The 12,628-nt window shown below is 71.0% G+C and carries 10 protein-coding genes and 1 tRNA gene; 1 reads left to right on the forward strand and 10 read right to left on the reverse strand.

All coding sequences use genetic code 11. The features are described 5' to 3' along the window. Positions 1-154: 154 nt before the first annotated feature. The 7 genes from mgtE to A6048_RS02355 are packed head-to-tail and all read right to left on the reverse strand — an operon-like array spanning position 155 to position 7,632. Positions 155-1,603 carry a magnesium transporter gene (gene mgtE, locus A6048_RS02325; RefSeq protein WP_200837366.1) on the reverse strand — a complete coding sequence of 483 codons (1,449 nt, stop codon included), beginning with the start codon at positions 1,601-1,603 and terminating at the stop codon, positions 155-157. Then, a complete protein-coding gene (locus A6048_RS02330; RefSeq protein WP_235027483.1) occupies positions 1,596-2,045 on the reverse strand; it encodes a cation:proton antiporter in 450 nt (149 codons plus the stop codon). Before A6048_RS02330 ends, mgtE begins: the two co-directional genes overlap by 8 nt. Beyond that, positions 2,042-2,299 (reverse strand): MrpF/PhaF family protein, encoded by a 258-nt coding sequence (locus A6048_RS02335; RefSeq protein ID WP_107749345.1) that lies wholly within the window; start codon positions 2,297-2,299, stop codon positions 2,042-2,044. The genes A6048_RS02330 and A6048_RS02335 overlap by 4 nt, the downstream gene beginning before the upstream one ends. Beyond that, the gene (locus A6048_RS02340) at positions 2,296-2,661 is read right to left on the reverse strand and encodes a Na+/H+ antiporter subunit E (RefSeq protein ID WP_107749346.1); all 366 of its coding nucleotides are present in this window, start codon (positions 2,659-2,661) and stop codon (positions 2,296-2,298) included. Before A6048_RS02340 ends, A6048_RS02335 begins: the two co-directional genes overlap by 4 nt. After that, positions 2,658-4,385, reverse strand: a complete 1,728-nt coding sequence (locus A6048_RS02345; RefSeq protein WP_107749381.1) for a monovalent cation/H+ antiporter subunit D family protein — start codon at positions 4,383-4,385, stop codon at positions 2,658-2,660. Before A6048_RS02345 ends, A6048_RS02340 begins: the two co-directional genes overlap by 4 nt. Beyond that, on the reverse strand, positions 4,385-4,798 hold the full coding sequence (locus tag A6048_RS02350) for a sodium:proton antiporter (RefSeq protein WP_107749347.1): 414 nt from the start codon (positions 4,796-4,798) through the stop codon (positions 4,385-4,387). The genes A6048_RS02345 and A6048_RS02350 overlap by 1 nt, the downstream gene beginning before the upstream one ends. Further along, complete coding sequence (locus tag A6048_RS02355) at positions 4,795-7,632, reverse strand: DUF4040 family protein (protein ID WP_107749348.1); 2,838 nt, start codon at positions 7,630-7,632, stop codon at positions 4,795-4,797. The genes A6048_RS02350 and A6048_RS02355 overlap by 4 nt, the downstream gene beginning before the upstream one ends. A 167-nt stretch (positions 7,633-7,799) precedes the next feature. On the opposite strand from A6048_RS02355, the gene A6048_RS02360 reads away from it, so the two are divergent. Then, positions 7,800-9,341: a hypothetical protein gene (locus tag A6048_RS02360; protein ID WP_244911044.1), complete on the forward strand. Its 1,542-nt coding sequence runs from the start codon at positions 7,800-7,802 to the stop codon at positions 9,339-9,341. Here A6048_RS02360 and A6048_RS02365 read toward each other — a convergent pair. From A6048_RS02365 to A6048_RS02375, 3 genes are all read right to left on the reverse strand, one after another. Continuing rightward, positions 9,280-11,361: an acyl-CoA dehydrogenase family protein gene (locus A6048_RS02365; RefSeq protein ID WP_107749350.1), complete on the reverse strand. Its 2,082-nt coding sequence runs from the start codon at positions 11,359-11,361 to the stop codon at positions 9,280-9,282. The genes A6048_RS02360 and A6048_RS02365 overlap by 62 nt on opposite strands. A 129-nt stretch (positions 11,362-11,490) precedes the next feature. Next, positions 11,491-11,564, reverse strand: a tRNA-Pro gene (locus A6048_RS02370). Positions 11,565-11,633: 69 nt separating this feature from the next. After that, positions 11,634-12,620 (reverse strand): metallophosphoesterase, encoded by a 987-nt coding sequence (locus A6048_RS02375; RefSeq protein WP_107749351.1) that lies wholly within the window; start codon positions 12,618-12,620, stop codon positions 11,634-11,636. Positions 12,621-12,628: the final 8 nt, after the last annotated feature.

Genomic DNA, 12,628 nt, shown 5'->3' on the forward strand with positions numbered 1-12,628 from the left:
GGTGGAAAGTGACACATGTCACGTTACCCCGGTCGTCGCTGCGGTCCGGCCTGTTCGGCGTCGGCTGAGCCCGACGACGTCGACCGTTACGAGCCCAGCACCGTCACGAACCCAGCACCGTCACGAACCCAGCACCCTCACAAGCCCGGCACCCTCACAACCCCAGCACCCAGCGTGCGATGAGGAAGTACACGATCAGCCCGATCGCGTCGACGAACGTCGTGATGAACGGGTTGGAGAACACCGCCGGGTCCGCCCTGACGGCCTGCGCGAGCAGCGGCATCAGCCCGCCCACCGTGGCGGCGATGGTGCACAGCGCCAACAGTGTGAGACCGATGACCAGGCCGAAGTCGAATCCGAAGATCAATCCCGCGGCGATGTACCCCGCCCCGCCGAGGGCCAACCCGAGGATAAACCCGGTCCGCACCTCCTGCACCAGCACCCGGTGGGCGTCGCGGGGGCGGACGTCGCCGAGCGCCAGGGCTCGGGTGACGGTCGTGGCGGCCTGGTTACCGGTGTTGCCGCCGGTGCCGATGATGAGCGGGACGAACAGCGAGAGCGCCACCACCTGCTCGAGCGTTGCCTCGAACACCGCCAACACCTGCACGGTGAGCGCGGCGCCCAGTCCCAGCACGAGCAGCCACACCACGCGGGAGCGGACGATCGACCGGACGGGCGTGGACAGGTACGGCCGGCGCAGCGGCTCGGCACCACCCTGGCGGGCCGCGTCCTCGGACTCGGCGTCCTCGAGGATCCGCAGCGCGTCGTCGACGGTGAGGATGCCCACGAGGCGGTCCTCCTTGTCCGTGATCGGCAGGACGATCACGCGCTCCTCCGCGCTGAGGCGGGCGGCCTCCTCCTCGGTGGCGCGGGCGTGGATCGAGATCGCGTCGTTCATCAGGTCCCCGACGAGGGTGTCGGGATCCGCCCCCATCAGCGACCGGAGACCGACGACCCCGACGAGTCTGCGCCCCTGGTCCACGACGGGGATGGTGTAGATGGTCTCGACGTCGACGAGCCGGGCGCGGACCCTCTCGAGAGCCTGCTCCGCCGTCATCTCCGGGCGGGCGGAGACGAACTCCGGCGTCATCCTGCGGCCGATGGACCCGGCCGGATAGCCGAGGATCTCGTTGGTGAGGGCGCGCTCCTCCGGCGGTAGTCCTCGCAAGAGACGCGTGGCGACGAAGGCCGGGAGCTCGTCGATGAGCGCGACGCGGTCGTCGGGGTCGAGTTCCTCGAAGAGGTGGGCTACCTGCTCCTCACGCAGACCCCTGAGCAGCTCGGACTGCACCGGCGCATCGAGGGCCTCGAACAGCACGAGCGCGCGCCCCTTGGGCAGTAGCCGGAACGCGACGGCCCGGTCCCTGTCGGCGGTGCGCTCGAACATGTCCACCACGACCTGGTCGGGCAGTGAGGCCATGAGGCGCGAGGCGGCCCGGAGGTCGCCGCGGGAGCGGAGTCTCGCCAACCGTCGGGTCGCCTCGTCGAGGCTCAGTTCGCCGTAGGTCCCGGACTCGTCGGCAGGGTCGTCGATCAGGGCGAAACCCGTGTCGTCGGTCGGGGGTCCGTCATGGTCCTCCCGGGTCTCCCGCGGCTCACTCATCGCGGGTGCCGTCCGGATCGGCGCCCCGGGCGTCGCCCCGCGCGTCTGCGACCCGGGCGTCGGCGGGCGAGGCATCGGAGAGCCGGCTGTCCCCGTCCGGGGTGTCGCCGATGAACTCGACCTGCGAGTACCGGGTCGCGGTGGTGGGAGCGGCACCCGAGAGGAACCCCGCGCGCGCGATGGACATCGCACCGATGGCGGAGGAGGCGAACTGCAGCACCGCGGCCACTGCCACCTTCGGCGCCGCGTCCCACGTGGGGTGCAAGAGGAAGGCGCCGACGATCACGAAGACCAGTCCCAGGCCGGCGGCCGCGCCGATCGCCGACGACCGTACGTAGAGGTCCGGGAAACGCAGGAGGCCGATCGCACCTCCGAGGAACACCACGGAACCCGCGAGGACGGAGATCGATCCCAGGACTGTCGCGATCAGTTCCCAGTTCATCGCCGACCTCCGGTCATGAGCCGGGCCAGCGAGAGCGCGGAGACCAGTCCCACCAGGGTCGCGACCAGCACGAGGTCGTAGACGAAGGGACTGTCCACCCTGACGCCGACCAGGGCGAGGAGCGCGATGAACGCGAAGAAGAGCAGGTCCGCCGCGATCGCCCGGTCCCCGGCGTGGGGTCCGCGGATCATGCGGTACGAGGACAGGACGGCCGCGATGGCGACCAGGACGATGGCGATGTCGACGACGATCACCGGACCAGCCCCTTTCTCCGAATCGCCCGCAGCATGTGGTTCTCCATATCGTGTAGCGAGGCGATCAGGTCGTCGGGATCCGGGAAGTACATCCCGTGGACCACGATCTCCCACTCCCCACCGTCCCCGGGATGGTCCGCCCCCAGGGTCAGGGTCCCCGGGGTCAGGGTGATGAGTGAGGACAGCACCGTCACCTCGAGTTCGGTGCGGCACCTCGTGGGGAACCGCACGAAGCCCGGGGTGATCGAGGCGTGGGGGAGGAACGCGTCCCGGACGACCTTCGCGCTGGTGGTGGTCTGCTGCCAGAAGAACCAGAGCAGGAACCACACGATCCGCAGCGGCCAGGTCAACGTGGAGGTCATCCGAGCACCGCCTGGACGTATCCGGTCGGGTCGTACAGGTTGGCGGCCGCGGTCCCGGACAGCTCCAGGAGCATCTGACCACCCAGCCCCAGTGCCAACGTCACCACGGCCAGCGCCAGTGCGGGCGCAGCGAGTCCCAGGCCGATCCGGCGACCCGGGGGCACCATGACGGGGTCGGGGGACCCGGCCTCCGCGGTGGTGGCGGCCCTGGTGGCGGTGCCGGCCGTGGCGGTGAAAGCTGTGGTGCCAGCGCCGGTCGTGGCGGGACCTGCGGCGGTACCCGTGGCGGAGACGCCGGTCGCGATCCCGTCGGCTCCGGTCGTGATCCCGTCGGCTCCGGCCCGATCCCGCCCGTCGGGGATCCCCGGGGCGTCGGAGTAGGCCGGATCCATCCCCGCGGGCAGCGTGCGGGAGTCGGTGGCGGTGGGTTCGCCGAGGAAGATCCCCGTCCAGATCTTGAGCATCGACAGCAGGGTGAGGATGCTGACCGCCACGGCGACGGCCGCGGCGGCGATCTGGCCGGCGTCGAGGGCGGCGATGATCAGGCTGAGCTTGGCCACGAACCCGGAGAAGGGCGGGATCCCTGCCAGCGACATGGCGGAGGCGAAGAAGGCGATCGCGATGAGGGGTTCGGTCTTGGCCAGTCCCGAGAGCTGCCCGAGTCGCCTGGGACCGTAGCGCACCTCGATCGCGCCGATCGCCAGGAACAGCCCGGCCTTGACGATCATGTGGTGCAGCAGATAGAAGATGCCGGCGGTCAGACCGAGGGGCCCGAACAGGGCCACCCCGAGCAGGATGTACCCGATCTGGCTGACCATGTGGAACGCGAGGATTGAGCGCGGGGCGGCCTCGCCCACCGCGCCCAGTACGCCGATCAGCATGGTGGCCGAGAACACGACCACGCCCACCCAGAGGTAGCGCGAGTCGCCGTCGAAGATCACCGCGTAGACGCGGTAGATCGCGTAGATCGCGATCTTGGTGTGCAGGCCGGAGAACATCGCGGTCACGGCGGGGGACATCTTGGGGTACGCCCGCGCCAGCCACCCGTGTACGGGGACCACGGCGGCCTTGATCGCGAGCGCGAACAGCACCAGTGCGGTGGCCACGGCCACGCCGGTGTCCTCCGAGGCGGCCCCGTGGAGTTCGGCGATGTTGACGGTCCCCGTCAACCCGTAGATCAGGGCCACGCCGATCAGCAGGATGGTGGAGGCGAGCAGGTTGACCGAGATGTAGAGGCGCGAGGCCGCGACGCCGGCCGCACTGGCCCGCCCGGACCGGGTGATCATCATGAGCCCGTAGGAGGGCAGGAGCATGACCTCGACAAAGACGAAGAAGTTGAACAGGTCCCCCGTGAGCAGGGCGCCGTTGACGCCGGCGGTCACGAGCAGCACCAGCGCCGGGTAGAACCTCTTGAACGCCTCCCCGGCCGCCACGGCGAAGGCCGCGCACGTGAGCGTCAACAGACTCGTCACGGTGAGCATGAGCGCGGAGAACATGTCCAGCACGAACGGGATGGCCACCCCGGGGGCCCACAGCGCGACCTGGTGCACCACGACCGAACCGTCCGACACCCACGGCACGGTGGCGATCGCCGCGGCCAACTGTGCCACGAGGACGGTGAACAGGACGGTCAGGACGAGCCGCGTCCTCGAGGCGACCGCGACGAGCAGGCCCGCCGTCAGCAACGGCACGGCGACGAACAGGGTGAGGGCGGACTCCAGCATCACCGGTGGACCCCTTCCGCGTCGTGGTTCGTCGGCTCGTCGGGCTCCGGGTCCTCCGGGTGCGCCCCGCCCGGGATCTCCGGGAGGAGGTCCAGGTGGTCGAGGTCGCCCACGTCGGTGTCGTCGTCGTCCCCGCCGATCACCGCCAGCACGAGCAGGTAGATGGTGATGGCGAAGGCGATGACGATGGCGGTGAGCACGAACGCCTGCGGCAGACCGTCGGCTGTCAGTGCCGGGTCGGGGTCGGCCACCAGCGGTTCCTCGCGTCGTGAGGCCCCGCCGGCGGCCATGATCGTCAGGTGCGCGGCGTGACTGAGCAGGATGAACCCCAGGATCACCCGGACCATCCCGCGTTGCAGGACGAGGAAGACGAAGCCGGCCATCAGGACGCCGACGGAGATCGCGAGGGTCATGCCTGTACCTCCCTGTTGTCGGCGGTGTCCACGGTCGGCTGGTCGTCCCCGGTCGGTTCCGAATCCCCGGTGGTCTCGTCGCTCCGGTCATCTCCGCCGAGCTTGTCGATCGCCGCCATGATCACACCGAGGACGGCCAGGTAGACGCCCACGTCGAAGACGAGCGCGGTGGTGAGGTGCACGTCGCCGAGGTAGGCGTGCAGCGGCAGCAGGAACGAGCCGTCCACGAAGCCCGCCAGGCCCGTGACCACGCCGATGATCACACCCGCCGCGATGACCGCGACGTACGGCACCCGGATCCGCGCCGCCTCGTCGCTCGGTGCGCGCAGGTAGTAGATCGCGATCCCGGCCCCGCCGATGAGCGCGGAGTTGAAGCCTCCGCCGGGGGCATTGTGGCCGCGGACGAGGAAGTAGAGCGAGAGCAGCACGATCAGGGGGCCGAGGATCCGGGCGAACGTGCGCAGGAAGACCCCGTTGTCCCCGGCGGACAGGAGCGGGGAGTCCGCGGGGACGGCGAGCGGAACCTCGCGTCGGGGTAGGGCGCGCCTGGCGTGCAGTGCCAGGATCACCGCGAGTCCGGCCACCCCGAGCACGGTGAGCTCGCCGAGGGTGTCCAGCGCCCGGTAGTCCACCAGGACGGTGTTGACCACGTTGATGCCGCCGGTGTCCTCCTCCGCGTTGTCGAGGAAGTACCGCCCGACGTCGGAGAGTTCGCGGCGACCCGTCATGGCCCACACCGCCGCGCCCGAGGCCAGGCCGACCACGATCGCGATGGCGGCGCTGAGGAGCGTGCGCGAGCGGGAGACCGTGTGGAAGGCACGGGGGAGACGTTGGAGGACCAGGACGATGACGACGACGGTGAGGACCTCGACGAGCAACTGCGTCAACGCCACGTCGACCGCGCCGAGCGTGAAGAACCACAGCGCCATGGCGAACCCGACGATCCCGACGTTCGCGACGGCACCGAGACGGGAGCGGGAGACGACCATGGCCGCGGTCCCCACCACGAGGAGTACCACCACGATCCAGTCCTCCACCCGGACGGGCGACCCCACCTCGGGGTCGGGCCGGACGGTCGCGACACCCACGGCAGCCAGGGCGACCAGCACCAGCAGGACGGCCCAGACGTGCCGGGAGATCCGGTCCGTCCGGGTCACGTCACCCACGCGCGCCCCGCCCGCGATGACCCAGCGGCGCAGCGCGTCGACCGTGGCCACGCCGGTGATGGGCGCGAGCTCACGGTCGAGGAAGCGGTCCACCGGATGGCGCACCAGGACCAGCACGATCCCGAACGTGATCACGACCATCGACATGAACAGTTCCGGCGCGAAGCCGTGCCAGAGCCCGAGGTCCGTCTCGTAGCCCTCGCCGATGGATGCGCGAGCGGCGGCCGCGACCGCGGGCTCGAGGAGGAAACCGGTGAGACCGAGCACCAACCCCAGCACCGCGGGCAGCGCGGCGGGGAGGAAGAACGACGCGTGGGGCGCCTCGATGGTCTCCGGGGTGCTGTGCACCGGCTCGGGCCCCGGCCTGGCCGGCGGACCGTGGGTGACGAACCCACCGAGCAGGAAGCGCGCGGAGTAGGCGAACGTGAAGGTGGCCGCGAACACGGCCAGGGCGCCGAGCGCGGGTCCGGTCCACGCGGCTCCCGGCGCGTCGAGCATGCTCTTGAACATCCACTCCTTGGACACGAAGCCCAGTAGTGGGGGCAGTCCGGCCATCGACGCCGCGGCCAGGCCCACGCCGATCGCCGTGCCGGGCATGATGCGGTAGAGCCGCGGGAGACCGCTCATGGCGCGGGTGCCGGTCTGTTGGTCGACGACGCCCACGAACATGAACAGCGAGGACTTGAACAGCGCGTGGGCGATGGTGTGCACGATCGCGGCGACCATCGCGGCCGGGGTGCCCACACCGATCGTCGCCACCAGGAATCCCAGCTGGCTGATCGTCGAGTAGGCCAGCAGCTCCTTGAGGTCGTCCCGCTGCATCGCGAACACGGCGCCGAGCACCGCGGTGGTCATGCCACAGGTGATGAGCAGCAGGTTCCACACCGGAACGTCGTGCAGCGCCTCGGAGAACCGCAGCAGCAGGTAGATGCCGGCCTTGACCATGGCCGCGGCGTGCAGGTACGCACTGACCGGGGTCGCCGCGACCATCGCGTCCGGCAACCACGCCTGGAACGGGAACTGCGCGGACTTGGTGAAGGCGGCCATGGCGATCAGCACGGCGATCACGGCCGCGAAACCGGGGTCGGCCGACCACACCGGATCGGTCAGGATGTCCGACAGGACGGTGGTGCCGGTGCGGACGACCATGAGCGCGGCGGCGGTGAGCAGGCAGAGACCGCCCGCGACGGTGACGAGCAGAGTCCGTACCGCGGGCTGCGTCCCCTTGGGTCCCGCGAGGGTGATGAGGAAGAACGAGCAGAGGGTCGTGAATTCCCAGGCGACGAACAGCAGGACCACGTCGTCCGCCAGGACGAGCCCGAGCATGGACGCCGCGAACAGGGTCATCAGGCCGTAGTAGCCACCGTGGCCGCCGCCGCGGCCGAGGTACCGGGACGAGTAGGCCATCACGATGGCACCGATCCCGAGGACGATCATGGTGAACACGCGGGCCAGCGGGTCGAGCGACAGTCGGAGCTCGACGCCCAGCGCGGGCATCCACGGGGTCGTGGACACGGTGTCGACCGGGACGGCGAACCAGATGTACAGGGCGAGGCCCCCGAGCATCGCCGCGAGCGGCCAACCGGCGTCCCGCCCCATGACGCGGGCCAGCAACGGTGAGATAGCCGCGATGCCGAAGGCCACTACGAGGGCGAGGGTCAAGGTCACGTGCCGTTGGCTCCGCTGCTGGTCGAGGTGGGCGTCGGAACAGACCCGTGGGTACCGAGCCCGCCGGGCCAGGCTAACACTGTCCTCCCCGGCGGATTCGGGCAGGATTCCGGGGCATGCCGAATGACCTGCGGGAACGAGTGCTCTATGTCACTAACATCCACGGCATGCCCCCCACCCCCGATGCAGCCGACCGCGTGGAGGACGCCGACGACGGACCTCGCACCACCGAGTTCGGCCGTGTGGACGCCCCGGTGACCACGCCGGCGGACGGCCACGTGGTCGACCCGGTGACCACGCCGGTGGATGACCCGGCTCCCGCACCCCCCGCCGCCCCGGGACCCGGTCGGCGGGTCCTCGCACTGGTGGTGCTGGTCCTGCCGCTGATCCTGGCGGCGTTGTGGGCGGCCGTCGGCCCCGCCCCGACCGAGGACGCCGACCGCGCCGGTGCGGGCGGACCACTCCAATCCGCGCTCGCCGACGCCTCGGCCCAGTCGACCTTCACCAGAGCCGGGGCGGAGCAGCTCCGGAGCGGGTCGGCCGAATTGGCGGACGGTGCCGAGCAGATGCGCGCGGGTGGCGCGGAACTCGCGAACGGGATGGACCAGCTCCAGTCGGCGATCGGACAGGCGGGCACCGGTGCGACCGAGGTCGCCGGGGGAGTGCGGGAGGTCGTCGGTGCGGTCCGCGGCGTGGCGGTGATCCAGGGCCAGGTCTCGACCGCGATCGACGACGCGCTGGGGCGCCTGGAGGGCGACGCGCCCGAGGTGGTCCGGGCCAGGGAGGCCCTCACCGGTCTGCAACAACAGCTCGCCACCCAGGGGATGGGGCAGGGGACACTCGACGGACTCGACGCGCTGGAGGGCGGGGCCGACGAGCTCGCACGCCAGCTCTCGGCGCCGGGAGCCCCCCTGCGGGACGGCGTCTTCCAGGTGACGCGCGGGTCGCACGAACTGCGGGACGGGGCCGCGGAGCTCGCCGCCGGGACCGGGGAACTGCGCGACGGTGCCGCCGATGTCGCCGGGTCCGCGGAACGGACCGACGACGCGATCGGCCGGGCCGGGCGGGCCCTGGCCGCCGAGCGCGGCGACGCCGGGGCCGCCGCCGCGGAGGCCGCCGACGACTCACAGCGCCGCACCTCGGCGGGGATCCTCGCCCTGGCCGCGGCGGCGGTGCTGGGAGCCCTGCTCGTCAACCTGGTCCGCCGGCCCGGCTCCGGCATCACCGAGCCGGTCCTCGCACTGGCCGTGTTGTCCGCGGGCCTGTCCGCGTGGGCCCTCGCCACGGCGGACGCGCCGACTGTCGCCACCGCGGCGGCCGTGGTGGGACTGATCCTCCTCGTCGTCGTCGCCTCGTCGGTCCTGTGGCACGCACTGACCGTCGTGCTCGGCACCTGGCCGGGCCGTGTGGTGGGACTATTCGTGGCGGCCGCCTCGATCGGCGTCGCCTGGTGGGTGTGGGTGTCCGGAGGCGCACCGACCGCCGCGCTGACGGCGGTGTCGGGCACCCCGACCGGTCAGGCCACCGCGGCGCTGGACGCTGTCTTGCTGGGCGGCTCGCCCACGGTGGCGTGGACGGGTGCCGCGGTGCTCGCCGCGGTGGCCCTGTGTGCCGGTCTGGCGGCCGGGATCTGCGGGCAGCGGCCCGTCAGCCGCGCTCGCCGGCTGCCGACGTGGTCTCGAGAGGGGCGTCCACGCCGCCGTCGGTGAGCATCGGGACGTCAAAGACGAACTCGGGGATCGCGAAGGCGTCCACCAGCGTGCGCGCCTTGCCGGCGAGCTTGGTGCACAGGCGGTTGTGGGCGGCGGTCGCGGCCTTGGTGCGCTCGGTCGTCAGACGGTTGTGCTCGAGGAACCACCCCTTGTCGCGGTCCACGATGTCCAGGACGTAGAGGTCGCACAGCGTCCCCAGGACCTTCTTGGCCTCCGGGTCCTCGCACGCGTCCACCGCCTCGGCGAAGCGGGCGAACACCCAGCTGTCCATGTGCGCGCGCCCGGCCTGCAGCATGTGGTCCTGGGCCGAGTTGAACACCTTGAACGCCGCCGAACCGTCCTCGCCCTGCGCCTTGCGCAGACGCCGCGCGACCGTCTCCAGCAGGTGCTCCTCGCGGTCGACCAGCAGCTCGAGCTGGTTGCCGCGGTCGAGCAGGTCGGTGTGCTCGCGGTCGGTCACCGTGTCGATGAGCTTCTGCCACAGCGTGGACGCGCGGGCCTTCTCCTGCACCACGTCGACCGCGGTGGTGAGGGCGAACGCCACGGTCTCGCGCTGGTCCATATCGCCGAACTCCGCGGCGTAGGCGCCGAGCAGCTCCTTGGCCACCAGCTGCGTGAGCACCACGTTGTCGCCCTCGAACGTCGAGAAGACGTCGCAGTCCTTCCGCATCTCGGTGAGCAGGTTCTCGGACATGTACCCGGCGCCGCCACAGGCCAGGCGGGCCTCGATGATGGTGTCGTTGGCGAACCCCGTCACGGTGGCCTTGATGCCCGCGGCGTGGGATTCCATCTCCCGCCGCCGCTCGGCGTCGAAGGCGTCCGGGTTCTTCTCGAACTCGTGGAGCTCGGCGACGATCGCGTTCTGGGCGCACGCGTAGGCGTAGGCGCGGGCCACCCGCGGCATGAGCCGACGCTGGTGCTCGCGGTACTCCAGCAGCGGGATGCCCTTGCCGGTCTCCGGGTGGTCGAACTGGCGGCGGACCAGCGAGTACCGCACCGCCAGTGCCAGCGAGGTCCGGGCCGCGGCTCCCGCGGCCGCACCCACCGACACCCGACCGCGGATCAAGGTGCCGAGCATGGTGAAGAAGCGGCCACCGACCGAGTCGATGGGCGACGAGTACTCGCCGCTGGCGTCGACGGCACCGAACCGGTCGAGCAGCGCCTCCCGGGGCACACGGACGTGGTCGAACATGATCTTGCCGTTGTCCACGCCGAGCAGCCCGCCCTTGTGTCCGTGGTCGGTCGTCGTGACACCCGGCAGGTCGTTCCCGTCCTCGTCCCGGATCGGCACCAACAGGCAGTGGACGCCGTGGCGGAGCTCCTCACCGTTCTCGGCGTGGGTGATGAGCTGCGCGAACACCGCGGCCATGGAGCCGTCGCGGGCCGCGTTGCCGATGTACCACTTCTCGGAACTCGGAGTGGGGGAGTGGACGACGAACTCGCCGGTCTCCGTGTCGAAGGTCGCGGTGGTCTCGAGGTTCTGCACGTCCGAACCCCCGCCGAGTTCGGTCATGGCGAAGCAGCCCATGAGGTCGAGGGACATGACGCCCGGCAGGTACTTCTTACGCGTCTCGTCATCACCGAGATTGGCGATCGCCCCGCCGAACAGACCCCACTGGACACCGGCCTTGACCATCAGTGACAGATCCAGGTGGCCGAGCATCTCGAAGGAGGTCAGCGCCCCACCGGTGTCCCCGGTGCCGCCGTCCTCGGTGCGGAACCCCAGTCCGGGCATACCCGAGTCGGCCAGGCGCCTCATCTGGTCGAGCACATGACTGCGGTGCTCCTCCATGCTCACCCCGATCGGGTTGAGCATGTCCGGGGTCATCGCCTCCCGCGTCATCCGGCGCGCGTCCGCCCAGCGGCCGTCGAGGACCTTCTGGAGCCCGGCGGCGAGGGCGGGGTCCCCCTGGCCGGTGGTGGTGATCCGGCCGTAGTGGGGATGGCCAGCGGAAGTCGTCTGGGGGGCCGCCGCACCGGGCGCGGCGGCGTTCTGGACGTCGGTCTGGGAGGTCATGACACGACTCTACGGATCGTTCACGCCGATTTGCACCGGTAGCGCGGCCCCGTAGCGGCCGGGCCGGGCAGCAAGTGACCCGCAAATGACCGAGGTCCCGGACCGTGAACGGTCCGGGACCTCGCATTGTCGGGGTGGCGGGATTCGAACCCACGACCTCTTCGTCCCGAACGAAGCGCGCTACCAAGCTGCGCCACACCCCGGTGACAACGAGGGATACTCTAGCGTCCCGCCGGCTGATTCGCGAAACCGGGGTGGTTCGCGAAACCGGGTCAGGCCGGCAGCGGCACCCGCTCGCGCAACGGTGTCACCGGGACCGGCGCGTCGTCTCCGCCGCCCCCGGGTCCGGCGACCAGTTCGAGCAGCGTTGCCTCGGGCCTGCAGAACGTCCGGACCGGCACGTACGGCGAGGTGCCGAGCCCCGCGGACACGTGCAGGACCAGGTTGCGACCCCATGCGGAGAGCCCCTGCGCCCGCGAGCGGTCGATCCCGCAGTTGGTGACGATCGCCCCCGTGGGCAGACAGAGCTGCCCACCGTGGGTGTGGCCCGCCACCGCGAGGTCGTACCCGTCGGCGTCGAAACGGTCCAGCACCCGGGGCTCCGGCGAGTGGACCAGACCGATCCGCAGGTCGAACGCCGGCCCGGCGGGACCCTCGATCTCGCTGTAGCGGTCGCGACCGATGTGCGGGTCGTCGACGCCCGCCACCAGGACCCGACGGCCGTCCACGACGATCTCCGCGCGACGGTGGGTGGCATCCACCCAGCCGCGCTCGGAGAACGCCGCCTTGAGGTCGCGCCACGGCAGCGGGACGGACGAGTGCTTCTTCCGGCCGATCCCGAGGTAGGACAGGGGGTTCTTGGGCATCGGCGCGTAGTAGTCGTTGGAACCGAACACGAACGCCCCGGGCAGGCCGAGCAGCGGGCCGAGGGCCTGCACGACGGACGGCACCGCGCGGTCGTCGGAGAGGTTGTCGCCGGTGTTGAGCACCAGATCCGGCTGCAGCTGCGCCAGGGCCGAGAGGAATTCCTGCTTGCGTTTCTGGCCGGGCATCATGTGCAGATCGGAGATGTGCAGGATCTTGAGGGGCGACGACCCCGGCGCGAGCAGCGGGAGGGAGTGGCGACGCACGGTGAACGCGTTGCGCTCCCACCCCGATGCGTAGACGGTCCCGGCCACGACCGCCCCCGCGAGGACGGCCGCCGCGCGGGCGGAGGGGGTCGACGGGGTGCTCTGGGGCCGGCGAGAGGGGCGCTGCATCAGACCAC

The sequence above is a fragment of the Dietzia psychralcaliphila genome (assembly GCF_003096095.1).
In the GTDB taxonomy this organism is placed as follows: domain Bacteria; phylum Actinomycetota; class Actinomycetes; order Mycobacteriales; family Mycobacteriaceae; genus Dietzia; species Dietzia psychralcaliphila.